Raw genomic sequence first — 18,017 nt, forward strand, 5'->3', positions numbered from 1 at the left:
CGTTTGTGTTCAAGCGCCTCTGTCTCCCTGAAGGTCAATGCTGCAGGACGTAGGCCGGCAGAGGGCGCATGCCCGCGCTGGTTTCATCAAAGCAGAAGCTGACCATCCCGGCGATCATGCGGCTGTCCGGGTGGTCGTCGGGCGGTGCCACCGGTTCTCGCAGGCTGGTCCCGATCGTTTCCAGTGTCGGTTTTTCACTTGGGTGTGATTTGGCCATGCGGCTGACGGACGCCGTTGCCATGGCATCGACCGCTGGCGGTGTCTCGCCGAGGCTATCGATATAGGCGTGCACGGTGGCAGCCAGTGCTTCGGCAGCGGCGATCAGCTGACCCGGCATGTGCCGGAAGCCGCTATAGTCGACAAGCGGGGGTTCCATCGACGCCATGAGGATATCGTTTGGCAGGGCAGGCCGCTCGCCGGGTTTCGGCATGTCATCGGGCGGGATAGCCGGGACGAGCGTGTCGAACGGCCAGGCCCGTTTCAGCTCTGCAACGGTCATATCGGCGATGTTCACATCGATGTCGCGGTTCGTGCCATTGGGCCGGTAGGGGCAACGCGTCTTGCTGCAATTGTTCTGCGAGGCAAACTGCCAGAGCGCGTAGTCCTGCCAGTTGCCTTTCGGAAAATGCGGGGCGATGTCGGTCTCGTACCGTGCATACCAGAGCGGCAGGCGCGAAAGGACCGGCAGTGCCAGCCGGTGATCGGCAATGTATTTGGCCGTGGTGCCATTGGTGTAGAGCACGGGATAGCGGCCAGTGCGCAGTTTGATCTGCGCGACGAATATCTCACCGTCCGCCAGCGACATAAACCGGGCGGGGTCATTGTCCTCGATATCGATGGCCATCAACTCGTCGCTGGTCGGCTCGGCATAATCGATGAAATGGTTTGCCTGTTCTATGGGATTGCCGGGGCGGGCCAGATGATAGGAGCCCCATTTCAGGCCGAGCGCTTTGGCCAGAACGCGCCGCGTCTGGTAAAGCTCGCGCGACACGGCGTAGTTGCGCCAGATGCGGCGGCATATTTCCTGGTCCTTCGCATCGGCAATCCGCCCGCAATGGTACGTGGCGGGCATGCCGTCGGATGCCTTGTGAATGAAGGCGGCAATGCGGGGATCCCTCACGATTTCCGGGAGATTGAATGAATTGTGCTCATAGCCATCGAGGACAATGGCGCGCTGCTGGTTGGACCATGGGGTCTGGAACTGGGAGTCCGCACGGGAGGGGGCGCTGGAAAGCAACGCGGTGACAAGGGCAGCAAGGGCGAAAACCTGCGCTCGGATTGTCAAATGCCTGTCCCTTCACACCTCGTGGTCTGCTGCTTCGGATACAAGCGCCTATGGTCGCTGGTTCATGGTTAAAATGCCGTAAATACGGCCGCGACATTGCCCGGGCCTTTGTCTGGACAAGTGGCGGACAGGTTTTGCGCCGCGCATTTCATGTTCCAGGCACCGCCTCAATGCAGGTTTTCTTACGTTTACGTAAAAATCCACTTGCCTTGGCCGGCCGGGGGCGGCAATGTCTATCCGCAACGACGCAGCATCACTGGATGAGGAGACATGTGATCAATGTACCGGGCGCCCGTCGAGGAAATCGCACATACTTTGAAGAAGATTGCCGGTCTGGATGAGGCCATCGCCGCGGGGCGTTTTGCTGACCTCTCCGATGATCTGGTCGATGCCATCCTGGAAGAGGCCGGAAAGTTCGCGTCTACGCGCGTTGCGCCGCTTCTCGAGGTCGGCGACAAGCACGGAACACCGCTGAAAGATGCCGAGGTCACCATGCCGCCCGGCTGGAAAGACGTCTACAACGAATGGATCGGCGGCGGCTGGAATGCCCTGACCGGCAAGGAAGAGTTCGGCGGCCAGGGCTTGCCGATGATGCTTGCGGTGGCGGCGCTGGAAATGTGGAATTCCGGCTCCATGGCCTTCGGTATCGGCCCGACCTTGACGCTCGGCGCCATCGAGGCGCTTGAAGCCCATGCGACGGACGATCTGAAACACACCTATCTGCCAAAGCTGGTTTCGGGCGAGTGGATGGGGACCATGAACCTTACCGAACCGCAGGCAGGTTCCGATGTGGGAGCATTGCGCTCGCGGGCCGAGCGGGCCGACGACGGCACATACCGCATTTTTGGCCAGAAGATTTTCATCACCTATGGCGAGCATGATCTGACCGACAACATCATCCATCTGGTTCTGGCGCGCCTGCCCGATGCGCCGCAGGGAACCAAGGGGATATCGCTGTTTCTGGTGCCGAAATTCCTGGTGAATGCCGATGGTTCGCTCGGTGCCCGCAATGACGTGTTCTGCAGCGGCGTCGAGCATAAGATGGGCATTCACGGATCGCCCACCTGCACGATGATCTATGGCGATGGTTTTGCCAAGGATGCCAAGCCGGGGGCCATCGGCTGGCTTATCGGCGAGGAAAACCGCGGTCTGGCCTGCATGTTCACCATGATGAACAATGCAAGGCTTGCCGTGGGCATTCAGGGGGTTGCGGTGGCGGAAGCGGCCTATCAGAAATCCCTGGCCTATGCACAGGAGCGCCGCCAGATGCGCGCGCCAGGCTGGACCGGCGAGGGCATGAGCCCGATCATCGAGCACCCCGACGTGCAGCGCAACCTCCTGACCATGAAGGGTCTGACGGGTGCGGCACGCTCCATCGCCTATGCCTGCGCCCACGCGCTCGATATGGCCCGGACCGGCGCGGGCGATGACAAAAAGCATTGGGCGGATCGCGCCAATCTGCTGACGCCGGTCGCCAAGGCGTTTTCCACCGATGTGGGTGTGGACGTTGCCTCGATCGGCATCCAGATTCATGGCGGCATGGGTTTTATCGAGGAGACCGGCGCGGCGCAGTTTTTGCGCGATGCCCGCATTGCTCCAATCTATGAAGGAACCAACGGCATTCAGGCCATCGACCTTGTCCAGCGCAAGCTGCCGCTCGATGGCGGCAACCACGTCAAGGACTATATCGCCGAGCTGCGCACAATTGGGGAAGCCGTTTCGCTGAGCAACAGCGCCGGCTTCGGCCAGACGGCGGCGCGCCTGCAGGCCGGTTTTGACGATCTGGAGGCCGCGACATTGTGGCTGCAGAAGACCCTCGCCGATGGTGATGTAAGCAATGTGCTTGCCGGTGCGACGCCCTATCTGCGCCTCTTTGGCCTTGCCGCCGGGGCGAGCTATCTCGCCAAGGGTGCCCTGGGCGCAGACAATGCGGGGCGGACAACGCTCGCGCGGTTTTTTGCCGAAAATCTTCTCAACGAAACATCGGCGCTGAAGGATCGCGTCGTCAACGGTGCCCCGAGCCTGCTCGGTGCCCGCGCCGCATTGCAATAGGAAAACGCCATGTCAGATCACATCGTCATCGAGCGCCATGGCGCCGTCCAGACCATCCGGATGGACCGCCCGGACAAGAAGAACGCCCTGACCCGCGCCATGTATACCGCCATGACCGAAGCATTGGTGGAGGGCGATGCGAACCCGGATATTCGTGCACATGTTTTCTTCGGCGTGCCGGGCGCATTTTCATCGGGCAACGATCTGCAGGATTTCATGGCCTTTGCCACGTCAGGCACGATGGGCACGGAAGTTATTGATTTCCTCATCACATTGACCAACGGCAGGAAGCCTGTTGTTGCGGGTGTGGATGGGCTTGCCATCGGCATCGGCACGACGCTCAATTTCCATTGCGATCTGACGTTCGCCACGCCGCAATCCCTGTTCAAGACGCCCTTTGTCGATCTGGGCCTCGTGCCGGAAGCGGGCTCAAGCCTGCTCGGACCCGCCCTGATGGGCCGCCAGCAGGCCTTTGCCTTCCTGGCCATGGGGAGCGGGCTGAACGCCGCCGAGGCGAAGGATGCCGGCCTTGTCTACCGGATCGTCGAAGCGGACCAGCTGGAAAGCACTGTTCTGGCCGTGGCGACGGAAATCGCCGCCAAGCCGCCGGAAGCCATGCGGATCGCGCGCGATCTCCTGCGCATGCCGCGCGCTGAAACAGTCGAGCGCATCAAGCTGGAAGCCGGGCATTTTGCCGACCGGCTCCAGTCGGAAGAGGCGCGGGGCGCCCTGATGGCCTTCCTGACGCGCAAGAAGGGCTAGCGCGCTTATGGGTACAGACGGGTTTTGCCCCAGTTGCCATCTGGCGTCTCGCGGCTGAAAACCACGCGGTCATGCAGGCGGAACGGCCGGTCATGCCAGAATTCAATGGATGTCGGGCGGATGCGGAAGCCCGACCAATGGGCTGGCCGGGGAATCTCGCCAATGGCGTGGCGGGCGGTGTATTCCGCCACGGCTTTTTCCAGGGCAAAACGGCTTTCCAGCGGCCGCGATTGCTTGGATGCCCAGGCGCCGATGCGGCTGCCGCGCGGGCGGGTGGCGTAGTAGGCATCGGCTTCCGCATCGCTGACAATTTCCACAGGACCGCGCACCCGCACTTGACGGCGCAGCGTTTTCCAATGAAAACACATGGCGGCCTTCATTGAGCCCAGTATTTCCTGACCTTTCTGACTTTCAAAATTTGTATAAAAAACAAAGCCTTGCTCGTCAAAACCTTTAAGAAGAACCATGCGGACATCCGGTAGACCATCATTATCCACCGTTGCGAGAGCGACAGCATTGGGGTCGTTCGGCTCCGATTTGGCCGCATCTTTAAGCCATTCGTCGAAGAGCGCGAAGGGCTCGGTTTTTTCTGTGAAGTCACCGGTTGTTAACTTCATTTCACCCATAGTCATAGCTGGTTGACCTTGTTAAAGAGAGATATGCGTTTGGCATTGGCAATACCAGATATCAAGAACCTTGGGGCGAAAATTCCGGTGCGGACAGCGCCGTTCGCCGCTGTTTTTGCGCTTTGTCTTCTCTCCGGCTGCGCCATGAAAAGCTTCAGCATCGAGAATGCGGTCCCGGACAAGGCGACGGTAACGGGCTCGGTTGCTCCGGCACCGCAGGTGGATGCCAAGGGTGCAGCCGATCAGTCGACGGTCCGCAATATCGTGTCGGCCCTCAATTTCACCCAATGGGGCAACAAGCCGCTGCCATGGTCCAATCCGGAGACCGGCAGTCAGGGTACGATCACGGCAATCGCCGAGAAGAAGACCGAGACAGGGCTTTGCCGCGAGTTTCAGACATCCCGCGAATCCTTTGACGGCGTCATGCTCTACAAGGGTGAGACCTGCATGCAGGACGGCGGGCAATGGACCCTGAAATCCTTCGCGCCGATTTGATTCTCTGAAACTGAATGATATTTTCGATGAAACCGGGCAGCGATTGCAGATTTCTTGACAGGAAGTCTGGAATTTCTTCCTATTAATGCGCATATAACGGGCAATTATCCCCAACGCACCCCGTTTATGCCAGTGGAACGAATTTGACATTCGCATCCCATTGTACATGACGAGGAATATGCGAATGTCAAATTCGTTCCTCCAGGAAAGGCACACACATGCGCGATCCTTATACCGTGCTGGGCGTCGCCAAGACGGCGAAGCCTGAAGAAATCAAGTCGGCGTTTCGCAAGCTCGCCAAGAAATACCATCCTGACCAGAATCAGGATGATCCGAAGGCACAGGCAAATTTCTCCGAAATCAACCAGGCCTATGAGATTATTGGTGACAAGGAGCGCCGCGGCCAGTTTGACCGGGGCGAGATCGACGCCGAGGGCAAGCAGCGCGCGCCGCAGGGGTTTGAGGGTTTTGCCGGCGGCGGCGATCCCTTCGCCGGTTTCGGCGGCGCACGCGGTGCGCGGTCGGGTGGATTCGACTACCGTAGCGGTACGGCCGGTTTCGGCGCTGAAGATATTCTAAGCAGCCTCTTCGGTGAGGGCGCTGGTGCTTTCGGCGGCGGGCCGCGCCGCGCCGGACCGCGCAAGGGCACGGACCTGCAGGCCACCATCGATGTGACGCTGGAGCAGGCTGTCGGTGCCGAGAAGGTTGAAGCGGTTTTCCCCAATGGCAAAAGGCTGGCGATCAAGCTGCCCGCGCAGGTTGAAAACGGCCAAACGATTCGCTTGAAGGGGCAGGGCGAGGCTATTCCCGGCGGAACGCCAGGTGATGCGCTGGTCACGATCCGTTTCAAGCCCCATCCAAAATTCAAGGTGGAGGGGCATGACCTGCATCTCGACCTGCCGGTGTCCTTGCGCGATGCGGCGCTCGGTTCTAGGCAGGAAGTGGAGACCCTGAACGGCCGTGTGGCGGTGAAAATAGCGCCATGGACCAGTTCCGACCGGGTTTTGCGCCTGAAAGGCAAGGGTTTGCCGAAAAAGCCGGATGGTCACGGCGATCTTTTTGTTCATGTTCGCGTCATGTTGCCCGAGCATGGTGATGCGGCATTGGAAGCATTTCTGCGCGATTCGAGTCTCTGAAAATCAACGGTTCCCGAAAATCCTTGACGAAACTGACACGATGCTTGAAGCCCGGCGCGGGCTGTGCGATACCGCAAATCAATCATATGTCTTTCGTGAAGGGTTGGTAAATGACCGCCAAAACTGGTTTGATGCAAGGTAAACGCGGACTTATTATGGGCGTTGCCAATAATCGGTCGATCGCCTGGGGCATTGCCAAGGCGGCCCATGATGCCGGTGCCGAGCTTGCTTTCACCTATCAGGGCGATGCGCTGAAGAAGCGCGTCGAGCCGCTGGCGCAGGAACTCGGGGCTTTTCTCTGCGGCCATTGCGATGTTTCCGATGCCTCGACCATCGATGCATGCTTTGCCGCGCTGGAAGAAAAATGGGGCAAGATCGACTTTCTCGTGCATGCCATCGGCTTCTCCGACAAGGATGAGCTGACCGGCCGTTATGTCGATACGTCGGAAGCGAATTTCACCAAGACCATGCTGATTTCCGTATTCTCGCTGACGGCGGTTGCCAAGCGTGCGGAAAAGCTGATGACCGATGGCGGATCGATCCTGACGCTGACCTATTACGGCGCGGAAAAGGTCATGCCCAACTACAACGTCATGGGTGTTGCCAAGGCGGCACTGGAAGCCAGCGTGAAATATCTGGCTGTGGATCTCGGCCCGGACAATATCCGCGTCAATGCGATCTCCGCCGGTCCGATCAAGACACTGGCCGCATCCGGCATCGGCGATTTCCGCTACATCCTCAAATGGAACGAATACAATGCGCCGTTGCGCCGTACCGTTACCATCGAGGAAGTCGGCGACGCCGGCCTGTATTTCCTCTCCGACCTGTCCCGTTCGGTCACGGGCGAAATTCACCATGCCGACAGCGGCTATCATGTCGTTGGCATGAAGGCTGTGGACGCGCCGGATATCTCTGTCGTCAAGGACTGACCTTAAAGTGAACCTGCCGGACTCGATTGTTTATTTCTCGCGTCACGGCGAGACGGACTGGAACGTGTCCGAGCGAATCCAGGGGCAGGAAGACGTCGATATCAATGCGCGCGGCGAACAGCAGGCTGCGCGCAACGGCGATATGCTTAAATCGCTGATCGGGGAGGGCGCGGGTTTCGACTTTGTTGCCAGCCCTTTGCGCCGGACCCGCGATACGATGGAGCGGATCAGGACCCGCATGGGGATCGATCCCTGGGCCTACCGGACCGACGCCCGCCTCATGGAGGTGAATTTCGGCGATTGGCAGGGCTATATGCTGGAAGATATCGAGGCCCGTTCTCCGGAGCTTGTTGCGGCGCGTGCCCGTGACAAATGGAATTTTGTTCCGCCCGGACCCACGGCCGAAAGCTATGCCATCCTGGCAAAACGCATAGGCAGCTGGTTGTCGGAGGTCCGCGAGCCGACCGTATGCGTGACGCATGGCGGCTGCATGCGGACCATCTTCCAGATGGTGGAAGACCTTGACGGCCATGATGCGGCGAATCTTGCCATCACCCAGGATAAAATTCTGCGTCTTGAAAAAGGCAGTCTGACCTGGATGTAATCATCCAGGTCCTAGCTTGTGACAAACAGGTGCCTATTGCACCGATTCTTCAATATCGGTTATGAAGCGCTCTTTGTTGACGAGGTCGAACATCAACGTGACCTTCATGCCTTTTTCAATGGCGCTGAAATCAAACTCACCTGGAAGCTTGTAAACCTTGCCATCGTCGAGCGTAATGGTCGAGTTGTCTTCGTCGATTTTGGTGATGGTGCCCTGTGCATCGTCAGCGAGCGCGCCGACCGGAAGCAGGGAAGCGACGAACATGAAGGTTGCGACGATGAAACGCATTTTGATATCCTCTTTAATCAAAATCTGGTGGCCGATTTGTCCGTCACCTTAAAGCGCGCATTTGTGGCAAAACAATTGCTTTTTTCGCGGTGGATGAAGGAATTTCAGCGACGGGTTTGACCACGGGCGTAAACGCTCATAAAACCCCCTGACATAACGCCGGGTAACCTCATGTCGCATAATACTTTCGGTCATCTTTTTCGTGTCACCACCTGGGGAGAAAGCCATGGAATCGCGCTTGGTTGCGTGGTTGACGGCTGTCCCCCCGGCATCCATTTCACCGAAGCCGAAATTCAGGCCTATCTCGACAAGCGCAAGCCCGGCCAGTCGAAATACACCACGCAGCGGCGCGAGCCGGACCAGGTGAAAGTCCTGTCCGGTTTCATGCTGCAGGACGACGGCGTGACCATGATCTCCACCGGCACGCCGATCTCGATGATGATCGAGAACACTGACCAGCGCTCCAAGGATTATGGCGACATTGCCCGCCAGTACCGTCCCGGCCACGCCGATTACACCTATGATGTCAAATACGGCATCCGCGACTATCGCGGCGGCGGGCGATCGTCGGCGCGCGAAACCGCGGCACGGGTTGCCGCCGGTGCCATCGCCCGCAAGGTTGTGCCTGGCCTGATCGTGCGCGGCGCGCTGGTCGGCATGGGCATCCATACGATCGACCGTGATCGCTGGGACTGGGACGAGGTGGACAACAACCCGTTCTTCACGCCGGACCCCGGCTCGGTCGACCTTTTCGCCGGATATCTCGATGGTATCCGCAAGGCTGGTTCCTCCATCGGCGCTGTCGTTGAAATCGTCGCCGAAAACGTGCCTGCCGGGCTCGGTGCACCCGTCTATGGCAAGCTCGATCAGGATATCGCCAGCTATCTCATGTCCATCAATGCGGTGAAGGGCGTTGAAATCGGCGACGGTTTCGCAGCGGCCACGCTCAGCGGCGAGGAAAATGCCGATCAGATGCGCATGGACAATCACGGCAAGCCGATTTTCCTGTCCAATCATGCCGGCGGCATTCTTGGCGGCATTTCCAGCGGCGCGCCTGTCGTCGCGCGCTTTGCCGTCAAGCCCACGTCCTCCATCCTCACCCCGCGCCAGAGCATCGATGCTGATGGCAGGCAGGTGGATGTGATGACCAAGGGCCGCCACGATCCCTGCGTCGGCATCCGGGCTGTTCCCATCGGCGAAGCCATGGTTGCCTGTGCGATTGCCGATCATTATCTCAGACATCGCGGCCAGACCGGCCGCATTTAATCAAGAGGCGCATACATGGCTTACAATCAGAAACGGGTCGTCGATGCGCTGCGCGCGTTCGAACGCGGTGAAATCGTCGTTGTCATGGATGATGACGGGCGCGAGAACGAGGGTGATCTCATCGTCGCGGCGGTGCATTGCACCCCGGAAAAGATGGCGTTCATCGTGCGCCACACCTCCGGCATCGTCTGCACGCCCATGCCGCGCGACCACGCCAAGCGTCTCAACCTTGCGCCGATGGTGGCCGAGAACGACGCGCCGCATTCGACGGCCTTCACGGTGACCGTGGACTACAAGCACGGAACCACCACGGGTATTTCCGCCGATGACCGCACCTTGACCGTGCGCAACCTCGCCAATCCCAATGCCGGGGCGACGGATTTCGTGCGTCCGGGGCACATTTTCCCGCTGATCGCGCGCGAGGGCGGTGTGCTCATGCGCTCCGGCCATACCGAAGCCGCCGTCGACCTGTGCAAGCTGGCCGGTCTGCCGCCGGTCGGCGTGATCTGCGAGCTTGTCAACGACGACGGTTCGGTGATGCGCGGCCCGCAGGTGGCAAGCTTTGCCGAGACGCACACGCTGCAGCAGGTGACGGTGGCCGATCTCATCGCCTACCGCCAGCGCAAGGAAACCCTGATCGAACGCATCGGCGAATATGAGATCGATACCTGCGCCGGACAGGCAAAGGCCATCACCTATGCGCTGCCATGGGAGCCGATGCATCACGCCGCCATTGTGTTCGGCGATATCCGCGACGGCGAGGACGTGCCCGTCCGCCTGCAGCGTGAGGACATCCTCAGCGATGTCTTTGGCGCGCGCAACACGCTCGACAGCATCATGAAGCGCATTGCCGAGGAAAAGCGCGGCGTCATTGTCTATCTGCGCGAAGGCTCTGTCGGCGTCGGCCGCGATGACGACCGCAACCGCGCCACGCTGCAGGACCGCGAGGCCCATGCGGAAGCCAAGGTGCGCGAAGAGGAATGGCGCCAGATCGGCCTTGGCGCGCAGATCCTGAAAGATCTCGGCATCACTTCGATCCGCCTTCTGTCATCGCGCGAACGGCACTATGTCGGTCTTGAAGGCTTTGGCATCCAGATCACCCGGACGGATATTATCTGAGCCTGGTAGGTATCGGGCGCCGGTATTCGCGGCGTCCCATCACCTCGTTTGCACTGCATTTTGTGTTTCGAGCGCATCGCCGGGTTGATCGAGCAGGAGCAGCGCCGGGCTTTCTTTAGCGTCAGGACTATGCCTGATGATGTGAACACGGTTGTTCACATCATGATGAACGGAGTAGACCAGTTCTCCATCAAACCCCCTTTCTGCTCTTCTGCTCTCGATGCGAAACCACATGGTCAGCGCGACCAGCACCAACACAAAGGTGGGCGGAACGATCAGCCATAGAATCTTAAGCCAGTCCGACAGTGACTGGTACGTATCGAAAAAATCCTGCCAGAAATTGTAGTCGTTCAAAGCACATGCCTCGCTAATACGTCAAAGCCTTCATAGCTCGAATAAATATGTATTAAAATACATGGAAGAAACTGCCGTCAAGCGGCTTCGTGCCTCTTATGGATATCAAGAAGCGATTTGGTCTGGCTGTGAAGGAAAGACGAGGAGCCCTCGGCATCTCGCAGGAAGAATTGGCGATGCGTATTGGCGCAGATCAGGCCTATGTCAGCCGCATGGAAGCGGGGCGGATGAACGTTACCCTGGAAACCGCCGAACAGGTTGCAGCGGCAATGCTTTGCGACGTTGCAGAGCTGCTTGGTAGAGCCGGATAGCGTGTTGATGAGGTTTCCGGGGAAAGACTGACCGGGGCGGTCAGGCCCTTCTTTGAACCTTTTTCTCATCATGCACGAGATGATAGGGCTGTACGAGAAGTTCGGCAGGAATATGCCATTCGCGATTAAGCTTGAACACCATATCCATCGTCAGGGCGCGCTTTCTCGCCATGACTTCAGAGGCTCTTGGTGCAGAGCCAAGAACCTCTGCCAGAGCCCGGCGATTCAGCCCGGCCATTTCCATGTGCGCGGCGATGGTGGAAATTGGGTCCAATGCCGGAATGGGATAATGCTCGTCTTCATAGGCTTCGATTAAAATTGCAAGAACGTCGAACCGGTCACCCTCAGGTGTTCCCGGCTCGGGTTGATTGTCGAAATAGTGCGTGATTTCACCAATCGCCCAGTCATAGTCTTCTTCAGTTTTGATCGGCCGAATGTTTTTCATCACACAGTTTCCGGGTCGATAGCATCGTACTCTTTATGCGTGCCGACAAATTTGATGAGCACACGTTCGAACGGGTAGGCGACATGCACGATAAGGCGGTACTTGTTGCCGGCAATGTCAAAGATCACCCTGTTGTCGCGGACAACGTCGACAGAGTTGCCGAATTGCATTTTTACGTCCGCCGGTGTTTTCCATTCAGCCCTGCTCACAGCCACATACCAAGCCGTCAAGGGTACTTCAGCCTGATTGTGCACCAGCCAAAATGCCCGCAGCGCTTTCTTGGCTATGATCTGCATCAGGCATGTATAGCAGCTTCCCATATTGGGAACAAGTGAAAATTCCCATTTTGGGAATGAATGGCCTAAACCCGCCGCTCCTTGATCGTGTTCATGACAAAGCTTGTCTCGATGGAAGCGACGCATTTCAGCCGCGCAATCTTCTCCTTGATGAAGCGTTCATACTGTTCCAGTCCGGCGCTCATGACTTTCAGCACATAATCGCGCGAGCCCGTGACAAGGTGGCATTCCAGCACTTCATCCCAGCCGCGGATCGCCTCCTCGAACATGACAATCTCATCCTCATGCTGGCGGCTAAGCCGGATCGTGGCAATGGCGGCCATGGTCCAGCCCTCGATGATGGGGTCGACAAGGGCGGTATAGCCGCGGATGATCCCGGCTTCCTCCATGCGCCGCAGGCGGCGCAGGCAGGGGGAAGGGGACAGTCCGACCCGCTCGGCCAGATCGTTGTTGGTGATGCGCGCATCCGCCTGCAGTTCCCTGAGAATGCGCCGGTCGGTCTCGTCAGCAATTTTCTGCGTCATAATCTCTCATTCGTGGCAATTGTTGGCGTCAATCAATGCAATTTGATCGCAAAAAGCAAGGATTGATCCCTGCATTTGATATAATTTGCTTGATAGCACCCCACCCCTCACGCGAGGAGATTCGCATGGCCGCTCCCCATCCGTCCAAAACCCATATCGGCAACCACAAATTGCATCCTGAAACATTGATGCTGAACTATGGCTACGATCCGGAACTGTCGGAAGGCGCGGTCAAGCCGCCGGTGTTCCTGACGTCGACCTTCGTGTTCAAATCCGCCGAGGAAGGCCGCGATTTCTTCGATTTCGTCTCCGGCCGCAAGGAGCCGCCGGCCGGTGTCGGTGCGGGTCTTGTCTATTCCCGCTTCAACCACCCCAACAGCGAGATCGTCGAAGACCGTCTGGCTGTCTATGAGCGCACGGAAAGCTGCGCGCTGTTTTCCTCCGGCATGTCGGCCATTGCCACGACCCTGCTGGCCTTCGTGCGTCCGGGCGACGCGGTGCTGCATTCGCAGCCGCTCTACGGCGGCACGGAAACCCTGCTGGCCAAAACGTTCCTCAACATGGGTGTGGCTGCCGTCGGTTTTGCCGATGGCGTCAACGAGGCTTCGGTGCAGGCGGCGGCCGACGAGGCGATGACCAAGGGCCGCGTCTCCATCATCCTCATCGAAACGCCTGCCAACCCGACCAACAGCCTGGTCGATGTGGCGATGATCCGCCGCATTGCCGACGCCATCGGCGAAAAGCAGGGGCACACGCCGGTGATCGCCTGCGACAACACCCTGCTCGGACCGGTTTTCCAGCGCCCGATCGAACATGGCGCCGACATTTCCTTGTACTCACTGACCAAATATGTCGGCGGCCATTCCGACCTGATCGCCGGTGCGGCGCTCGGCTCGAAAGCTGTGATGAAACAGGTCAAGGCCCTGCGCGGTGCCATTGGCACGCAGCTCGACCCGCACTCCTGCTGGATGCTCGGCCGCTCGCTGGAAACCCTGAGCATCCGCATGGAGAAGGCCAACAACAACGCGCTTGCCGTCGCGGATTTCCTGCGCGATCACCCGAAAGTGGAGAAAATCCACTATCTGCCCTACCATGACGCGAATTCACCGCTCGGCCGCACTTTTGCGGCGCAATGCACCGGCGCCGGTTCCACCTTCTCGTTCGATATACGCGGCGGCCAGCCCGCAGCCTTCAAATTCCTAAATGCACTGCAAATCCTCAAGCTGGCGGTCAGCCTCGGCGGCACCGAATCCCTCGCCAGCCATCCCGCCACCATGACCCATTCCGGTGTGCCTGTGGATGTGCGCCAAAGGATCGGCGTGCTTGATTCGACCATCCGGCTGTCCATCGGCATCGAACACCCCGACGACCTGATCGCCGATCTTACCCAGGCCCTGGCTGCGGCCTGATCGGCGGAGCGCCCTCCAGTTCCAGCGGGAAGGGCGTTGGCTCCCAGAATTTCTCCAGTTTGCATTTCTGGACAGCCAGCGCCTCCCATTCGTGCAGAATTCTGGCGATTTCGACGCGGTCTCGCGCCAGCAGGGCGGGGCAGAATGACGGTGCCAGTTGCGCGAGATAGTGTTGCATGCTTGGCAATGGCTCGACGATGGATTGAGCAAGGTCCAAATTGCCTGTCGCCGTCGCAATCAGCATCTCAAGGAAGCGATCCCAGTCATAGTAGTCACCCGAAGCCTCGTACTGTGCTGCCAGTGCTCGATAATGTTCAAATGTCGTTGTGGAACGAAGCTTTGGTAGAATCGTTTCCTCGAGCAGATCGAAAAGCCGCTGAACGGAGGCCGGATTTGTTGCGTCCCAATATCCTGTTTTGGGATCAGAAAGGAAATCGCCAAACCCCAATGTGATGACGTCACTTGGCGGGATCAGGAGATCAACGACGGTTATTGGATCAAACATCCACGGATTTCTGCAATAGTCGATGTAGATGCCGCGTCGAAAGTGGTGAATGGGTTTGACAACCATGAAACGTCCGACCATTGCCAGATCGTCGTGACGTTCGAGCAACGGTTTTACCATCTTGCGAATTTCAGCGCCGGTGGTCATGGTCACCGTCCCCCTTTAATGCACCTCGACCGGGCCTCATCTCAATGATTGTGAATCCAGATTTACCAAAGTTTTTGGCAACGGCATACGAAATCTCTTTGATGCGGCGTAGACTTAAGCGAGTGGGACCAGTTTTAATGTCGTAGACACAGATCAGATGCCGATGGGTTCTTTCAAGGACATCTATCCGAATAGAATCGCTCCTTCCGCGCGTAACCTTGCCGCGTTCATATGATCCATCTGGCATCTCGTCGTGATACTTCATGTACGATCTTTCAGCTCGCAAATCGGGATCTTCCATTGCTCTTATTTGGTGTTCGAGATGGGTATGGACCGCTGTGCCGTAGGTTGCAGGGCTTTTGTGTGTTGATCTTGGCCCGGCCGTAAATGCTGCAATATCGGTCTGTGTTTGGACGGTCGTGTATTTGGGGCAAAGTTTGCGGGCTTCGTCCCGCTCAAGTTCCTTCATGGTGGCAAACACGCGTTGCGGGCTGCTGCCGGTATCAAACGCGTGCGCGCGAAATGTAATCGACGGTACTGTATTGTTGTCCTTGACCGCGACCGCAGAATTGTACCGGTCAAGAGCCTCTTCCAGCGGGTAGGCAAATTCCGGATCATTCAGAAATTGGAATGCGGTGATAAGGCCGCCTAATAGTCCCGTTTTCGGGAATCTCAACAGGGGAAATTTCGCAGCATTCCCGTACGGCGTAGGCTCGGGAAGAACTGGATCATTGCCCTGCACAAAACGACCGGCTGCAGCACTTCCCCCAACGCTGATCCACTGTCCACCCTCCGGTGTTCCGGCAGGCTCGCGCGGCTGGTCGGGATCGTATTTGCGCAGAAGGTCGATTTCCTCCTGCAGCCTGAGTTCGGCCTCCAGCAAGGCGCGCTCATAGTCGAGCTGGCGGTACTGATCGCGGCGACAGCTGTTGGGCGGTGCGAGTTTCAGTGCCTTGAGCTGGAGCGCGTTGGCGGAAAGATGCCAGCGGAGCCGGAGATGTCTGGAAGAATGTTCATTGTGTAAATTCATGAATACTATCCTTTAAAGGGATAATATTCCTACATCAGGTGGGAGGCCGTCAATTAGACATTGGTCGAGGTTTTCGCTGAAATATGCAAAATTTCAATCGCGGCGGCACGGCTGATTCCGCCCGAAGTTCGGAAAATCGATGCAAGGTCCGCTGCTTTGGCTCTTGTGCGGAGCGCGGTGTCTGTGCACATTCTCCCGGCGCAACCCAAGCCCTGTGTCGATGTCCATTCCCAGTTGCAGAAAGCCGATATGGTCACCCGTCTTTATACGCACCCGATCTATCTTGAGCATTTGACGCCCGTCGGCCATCCCGAACGGCCGGACCGGCTGCGCGCGTTGAACAAGGTGCTGGAGGACAGTGCGTTCGATGCGCTGGACCGGACGCTGGCGCCGCCGGGTGACGCGGCAACCATCCTCTATGCGCACCCGGAGCATTATATCGGGCGGGTCCGCGAGGCCATTCCGGATGCGGGGCTTACCCGGGTCGATGCGGATACCTCCGTCAGCCCGAAGAGCTGGGAAGCCGCGCTTGCCGCCATCGGCGCGGCCAATGCGGCGGTCGATGATGTCTTTACCGGCCAGGCGGACAATGTCTTTGTCGCGTCGCGCCCGCCGGGCCACCATGCGGAGCGCAACCGGGCCATGGGCTTTTGCCTGTTCAACAATGCCGCCATTGCTGCCCGCCACGCCCAGAAGGCGCATGGGGCGGAGCGGATCGCCATCGTCGACTGGGATGTGCACCACGGCAATGGCACGCAGGACATTTTCTGGGACGATCCATCCGTGCTGTACTGCTCGACCCATCAGATGCCGCTCTATCCCGGCACCGGCGCCAGGGATGAAACGGGCGCAGGCAATATCGTCAATGCGCCGCTCGCGCCCCAGACTGGAAGCGCGGATTTCCGCGAGGCGTTCCTGACGCGAATCCTGCCGTCGCTCGACAGTTTCAAGCCGGACCTGATCATCATTTCGGCCGGTTTTGATGCGCATCATCGCGATCCCCTGGCCGAGATCAATCTGGACGAGGATGATTTCGACTGGGCCACCGGCGTTTTGCTGGAAAGAGCTGGGAAGTACGCGTCGAACCGGCTTGTCAGCCTGCTGGAAGGCGGCTACGACCTCAAGGGCATGTCGCAGTCTGCCGGTGCACATATCAAACGTTTGATGAAAGGTTGAAACCATGGCCGATGTACAACCCAATGCCGATATCGCCGCCATGAGCTTCGAGCAGGCGCTTGATCAACTGGAAAAGATTGTCGATGACCTCGAGCGCGGCGATGTGCCGCTTGAGCAGTCGATCCGCATTTATGAACGCGGCGAAGCCCTGAAAAAACATTGCGATACGCTGCTGCGCGCCGCCGAGGACAAGGTCGAAAAAATCCGGCTGGGCCGCGACGGCCAGCCCGCCGGCACCGAGCCGCTCGACCCGGAATAGTCCGCGGCTGTTCAGCCGGGCTGCGAGACGCTATGATGCGGCTCCGATGAGTTGGAGCAGCGTTGATGAGCTTTTTTCCCGGCAATGATCCACAACCCGGCGATTTCACCGCCGTTGATTCGATCGAAACGCTGATCATTCCGCGCACAAGCGATATTGGCGGGTTGGAAGTCCGCCGTGCGCTGCCCACCGCCAAGCGGCGGCTGGTTGGCCCCTTCATTTTCTTTGACCGCATGGGACCGGCCATTCTGCGTCCCACCGATGCGCTGGATGTGCGGCCGCATCCGCATATTGGCCTGTCGACGGTCACCTATCTCTTTGACGGCAATATCCGTCATCGTGACAGTCTCGGCACCGAAATGGTCATCCGTCCGGGCGACGTCAATCTGATGACGGCCGGGCGCGGCATTGTCCATTCCGAACGCTCACCGGAAGAGCTGCGCACCCAGCCACTGCCCATATCGGGCCTGCAGACATGGCTGGCGCTGCCCGACCATCTCGAGGAAATCGACCCCACCTTTGCCAATACGGCGGCGGGCGAACTGCCGGTGCTGCGCGAGGCGGGCATGGAGGCCCGCGTTGTCATGGGAACGTTCCATGGTGCGCAATCTCTGGTCAAGCAGCATGCCGAGACACTCTATGTCGACATCCGCCTGCAACCGGGCGCGCATATCCAGATAAAGGCGGATGCGGCGGAAGAACGGGCAATCTATACGCTGGACGGGCCGGTCGAGATTTCCGGGGAGCGTTTTCCGGCCGACCGCCTGCTGGCCTTCCGCGCCGGAGACGAGATTGTCATATCGGCACCGCAGGGCGCGCATTTCATGCTGTTCGGCGGCGCGACCATGCCATCCAAGCGTTATGTCTGGTGGAATTTCGTCTCGTCATCGAAAGAGCGGATTGAACAGGCGAAGGAGGAATGGCGCTCGGGCCGCTTCGATATCGTACCGGGTGATGAGGAAGAGTTCATACCCCTGCCTGAAAATTGACATGGGCTGG

At 58.7% G+C, this 18,017-nt stretch carries 22 protein-coding genes; 13 read left to right on the forward strand and 9 right to left on the reverse strand.

Annotated features, from left to right (window positions below):
• Positions 1-34: 34 nt before the first annotated feature.
• Entirely contained in the window at positions 35-1,285 is a 1,251-nt protein-coding gene (locus tag C5750_RS22445; protein ID WP_105736961.1) for a glycoside hydrolase family 25 protein, read from the reverse strand.
• A 279-nt stretch (positions 1,286-1,564) separates the two neighbouring features.
• Here C5750_RS22445 and C5750_RS22450 point away from each other — a divergent pair, with 279 nt between their 5' ends.
• Both C5750_RS22450 and C5750_RS22455 read left to right on the forward strand, forming a co-directional pair.
• Positions 1,565-3,337: an acyl-CoA dehydrogenase family protein gene (locus C5750_RS22450; RefSeq protein WP_105736962.1), complete on the forward strand. Its 1,773-nt coding sequence runs from the start codon at positions 1,565-1,567 to the stop codon at positions 3,335-3,337.
• Between the two features lie 9 nt (positions 3,338-3,346).
• Positions 3,347-4,099, forward strand: coding sequence for a crotonase/enoyl-CoA hydratase family protein (locus C5750_RS22455; RefSeq protein WP_105736964.1), 753 nt, complete (start codon positions 3,347-3,349; stop codon positions 4,097-4,099).
• Between the two features lie 5 nt (positions 4,100-4,104).
• On the opposite strand, the gene pdxH is transcribed toward C5750_RS22455, so the two are convergent.
• Complete coding sequence (pdxH, locus tag C5750_RS22460; RefSeq protein ID WP_105736966.1) at positions 4,105-4,725, reverse strand: pyridoxamine 5'-phosphate oxidase; 621 nt, start codon at positions 4,723-4,725, stop codon at positions 4,105-4,107.
• A 45-nt stretch (positions 4,726-4,770) separates the two neighbouring features.
• Here pdxH and C5750_RS22465 point away from each other — a divergent pair, with 45 nt between their 5' ends.
• From C5750_RS22465 to C5750_RS22480, 4 genes are all read left to right on the forward strand, one after another.
• Positions 4,771-5,220 carry an RT0821/Lpp0805 family surface protein gene (locus tag C5750_RS22465; RefSeq protein WP_245421213.1) on the forward strand — a complete coding sequence of 150 codons (450 nt, stop codon included), beginning with the start codon at positions 4,771-4,773 and terminating at the stop codon, positions 5,218-5,220.
• 218 nt (positions 5,221-5,438) lie between these two features.
• Positions 5,439-6,356, forward strand: a complete 918-nt coding sequence (locus C5750_RS22470; RefSeq protein ID WP_105736968.1) for a DnaJ C-terminal domain-containing protein — start codon at positions 5,439-5,441, stop codon at positions 6,354-6,356.
• 110 nt (positions 6,357-6,466) lie between these two features.
• The gene (fabI, locus tag C5750_RS22475) at positions 6,467-7,285 is read left to right on the forward strand and encodes an enoyl-ACP reductase FabI (RefSeq protein ID WP_091880942.1); all 819 of its coding nucleotides are present in this window, start codon (positions 6,467-6,469) and stop codon (positions 7,283-7,285) included.
• Positions 7,286-7,298: 13 nt separating this feature from the next.
• Positions 7,299-7,889 carry a histidine phosphatase family protein gene (locus C5750_RS22480; protein ID WP_105737335.1) on the forward strand — a complete coding sequence of 197 codons (591 nt, stop codon included), beginning with the start codon at positions 7,299-7,301 and terminating at the stop codon, positions 7,887-7,889.
• Between the two features lie 33 nt (positions 7,890-7,922).
• Here the strand turns inward: C5750_RS22480 and C5750_RS22485 are convergent, their stop codons facing one another.
• Positions 7,923-8,177 carry a DUF1344 domain-containing protein gene (locus C5750_RS22485; protein ID WP_105736970.1) on the reverse strand — a complete coding sequence of 85 codons (255 nt, stop codon included), beginning with the start codon at positions 8,175-8,177 and terminating at the stop codon, positions 7,923-7,925.
• Positions 8,178-8,348: 171 nt separating this feature from the next.
• Here C5750_RS22485 and aroC point away from each other — a divergent pair, with 171 nt between their 5' ends.
• The gene (gene aroC / locus C5750_RS22490; protein ID WP_105736972.1) at positions 8,349-9,443 is read left to right on the forward strand and encodes a chorismate synthase; all 1,095 of its coding nucleotides are present in this window, start codon (positions 8,349-8,351) and stop codon (positions 9,441-9,443) included.
• Positions 9,444-9,458: 15 nt separating this feature from the next.
• Positions 9,459-10,562, forward strand: coding sequence for a 3,4-dihydroxy-2-butanone-4-phosphate synthase (gene ribB / locus C5750_RS22495; protein WP_105736974.1), 1,104 nt, complete (start codon positions 9,459-9,461; stop codon positions 10,560-10,562).
• A 39-nt stretch (positions 10,563-10,601) separates the two neighbouring features.
• Here the strand turns inward: ribB and C5750_RS22500 are convergent, their stop codons facing one another.
• Positions 10,602-10,916, reverse strand: a complete 315-nt coding sequence (locus tag C5750_RS22500; RefSeq protein ID WP_105736976.1) for a hypothetical protein — start codon at positions 10,914-10,916, stop codon at positions 10,602-10,604.
• Positions 10,917-11,014: 98 nt separating this feature from the next.
• Between C5750_RS22500 and C5750_RS22505 the strand changes: the two genes are divergently transcribed.
• Positions 11,015-11,227 (forward strand): helix-turn-helix domain-containing protein, encoded by a 213-nt coding sequence (locus C5750_RS22505; RefSeq protein ID WP_105736977.1) that lies wholly within the window; start codon positions 11,015-11,017, stop codon positions 11,225-11,227.
• 40 nt (positions 11,228-11,267) lie between these two features.
• Here C5750_RS22505 and C5750_RS22510 read toward each other — a convergent pair whose 3' ends face one another.
• The 3 genes from C5750_RS22510 to C5750_RS22520 all read right to left on the reverse strand — a co-directional run bounded on the left by C5750_RS22510 (position 11,268) and on the right by C5750_RS22520 (position 12,492).
• Positions 11,268-11,672 (reverse strand): helix-turn-helix domain-containing protein, encoded by a 405-nt coding sequence (locus C5750_RS22510; RefSeq protein WP_105736979.1) that lies wholly within the window; start codon positions 11,670-11,672, stop codon positions 11,268-11,270.
• On the reverse strand, positions 11,672-11,968 hold the full coding sequence (locus C5750_RS22515) for a type II toxin-antitoxin system HigB family toxin (protein ID WP_105737337.1): 297 nt from the start codon (positions 11,966-11,968) through the stop codon (positions 11,672-11,674). Before C5750_RS22515 ends, C5750_RS22510 begins: the two co-directional genes overlap by 1 nt.
• Before the next feature lie 65 nt (positions 11,969-12,033).
• The gene (locus C5750_RS22520) at positions 12,034-12,492 is read right to left on the reverse strand and encodes an Lrp/AsnC family transcriptional regulator (RefSeq protein WP_105736981.1); all 459 of its coding nucleotides are present in this window, start codon (positions 12,490-12,492) and stop codon (positions 12,034-12,036) included.
• A gap of 125 nt (positions 12,493-12,617) precedes the next feature.
• Between C5750_RS22520 and C5750_RS22525 the strand changes: the two genes are divergently transcribed.
• On the forward strand, positions 12,618-13,901 hold the full coding sequence (locus C5750_RS22525) for a cystathionine gamma-synthase family protein (RefSeq protein WP_105736983.1): 1,284 nt from the start codon (positions 12,618-12,620) through the stop codon (positions 13,899-13,901).
• Here the strand turns inward: C5750_RS22525 and C5750_RS22530 are convergent.
• Positions 13,876-14,553: a hypothetical protein gene (locus tag C5750_RS22530; RefSeq protein ID WP_105736985.1), complete on the reverse strand. Its 678-nt coding sequence runs from the start codon at positions 14,551-14,553 to the stop codon at positions 13,876-13,878. The genes C5750_RS22525 and C5750_RS22530 overlap by 26 nt on opposite strands.
• Positions 14,537-15,583 (reverse strand): hypothetical protein, encoded by a 1,047-nt coding sequence (locus tag C5750_RS22535; protein WP_105736987.1) that lies wholly within the window; start codon positions 15,581-15,583, stop codon positions 14,537-14,539. The genes C5750_RS22530 and C5750_RS22535 overlap by 17 nt, the downstream gene beginning before the upstream one ends.
• 249 nt (positions 15,584-15,832) lie before the next feature.
• Between C5750_RS22535 and C5750_RS22540 the strand changes: the two genes are divergently transcribed.
• The 3 genes from C5750_RS22540 (at position 15,833) to C5750_RS22550 (ending at position 18,007) form a co-directional block, all read left to right on the forward strand.
• Positions 15,833-16,759 carry a histone deacetylase family protein gene (locus C5750_RS22540; RefSeq protein ID WP_105737339.1) on the forward strand — a complete coding sequence of 309 codons (927 nt, stop codon included), beginning with the start codon at positions 15,833-15,835 and terminating at the stop codon, positions 16,757-16,759.
• A gap of 4 nt (positions 16,760-16,763) precedes the next feature.
• On the forward strand, positions 16,764-17,018 hold the full coding sequence (locus C5750_RS22545; RefSeq protein WP_105736989.1) for an exodeoxyribonuclease VII small subunit: 255 nt from the start codon (positions 16,764-16,766) through the stop codon (positions 17,016-17,018).
• 65 nt (positions 17,019-17,083) lie between these two features.
• Positions 17,084-18,007 carry a pirin family protein gene (locus C5750_RS22550; protein WP_105736991.1) on the forward strand — a complete coding sequence of 308 codons (924 nt, stop codon included), beginning with the start codon at positions 17,084-17,086 and terminating at the stop codon, positions 18,005-18,007.
• The last annotated feature ends 10 nt before the right edge of the window (positions 18,008-18,017 follow it).

It is taken from the genome of Phyllobacterium myrsinacearum (genome assembly GCF_002980555.1).
Lineage (GTDB): Bacteria > Pseudomonadota > Alphaproteobacteria > Rhizobiales > Rhizobiaceae > Phyllobacterium > Phyllobacterium myrsinacearum.

Bases quoted from the DNA above. Each gene is read 5' to 3' on its own strand.
- C5750_RS22450 (WP_105736962.1), top strand. From the start codon at position 1,565: ATGTACCGGGCGCCCGTCGAGGAAATCGCACATACTTTGAAGAAGATT.
- C5750_RS22455 (WP_105736964.1), top strand. From the start codon at position 3,347: ATGTCAGATCACATCGTCATCGAGCGCCATGGCGCCGTCCAGACCATC.
- pdxH (WP_105736966.1), bottom strand. From the start codon at position 4,725: ATGGGTGAAATGAAGTTAACAACCGGTGACTTCACAGAAAAAACCGAG.
- C5750_RS22470 (WP_105736968.1), top strand. From the start codon at position 5,439: ATGCGCGATCCTTATACCGTGCTGGGCGTCGCCAAGACGGCGAAGCCT.
- fabI (WP_091880942.1), top strand. From the start codon at position 6,467: ATGACCGCCAAAACTGGTTTGATGCAAGGTAAACGCGGACTTATTATG.
- C5750_RS22485 (WP_105736970.1), bottom strand. From the start codon at position 8,177: ATGCGTTTCATCGTCGCAACCTTCATGTTCGTCGCTTCCCTGCTTCCG.
- aroC (WP_105736972.1), top strand. From the start codon at position 8,349: ATGTCGCATAATACTTTCGGTCATCTTTTTCGTGTCACCACCTGGGGA.
- ribB (WP_105736974.1), top strand. From the start codon at position 9,459: ATGGCTTACAATCAGAAACGGGTCGTCGATGCGCTGCGCGCGTTCGAA.
- C5750_RS22505 (WP_105736977.1), top strand. From the start codon at position 11,015: ATGGATATCAAGAAGCGATTTGGTCTGGCTGTGAAGGAAAGACGAGGA.
- C5750_RS22510 (WP_105736979.1), bottom strand. From the start codon at position 11,672: ATGAAAAACATTCGGCCGATCAAAACTGAAGAAGACTATGACTGGGCG.
- C5750_RS22515 (WP_105737337.1), bottom strand. From the start codon at position 11,968: ATGCAGATCATAGCCAAGAAAGCGCTGCGGGCATTTTGGCTGGTGCAC.
- C5750_RS22520 (WP_105736981.1), bottom strand. From the start codon at position 12,492: ATGACGCAGAAAATTGCTGACGAGACCGACCGGCGCATTCTCAGGGAA.
- C5750_RS22525 (WP_105736983.1), top strand. From the start codon at position 12,618: ATGGCCGCTCCCCATCCGTCCAAAACCCATATCGGCAACCACAAATTG.
- C5750_RS22530 (WP_105736985.1), bottom strand. From the start codon at position 14,553: ATGACCACCGGCGCTGAAATTCGCAAGATGGTAAAACCGTTGCTCGAA.
- C5750_RS22535 (WP_105736987.1), bottom strand. From the start codon at position 15,583: ATGAATTTACACAATGAACATTCTTCCAGACATCTCCGGCTCCGCTGG.
- C5750_RS22540 (WP_105737339.1), top strand. From the start codon at position 15,833: ATGGTCACCCGTCTTTATACGCACCCGATCTATCTTGAGCATTTGACG.
- C5750_RS22545 (WP_105736989.1), top strand. From the start codon at position 16,764: ATGGCCGATGTACAACCCAATGCCGATATCGCCGCCATGAGCTTCGAG.
- C5750_RS22550 (WP_105736991.1), top strand. From the start codon at position 17,084: ATGAGCTTTTTTCCCGGCAATGATCCACAACCCGGCGATTTCACCGCC.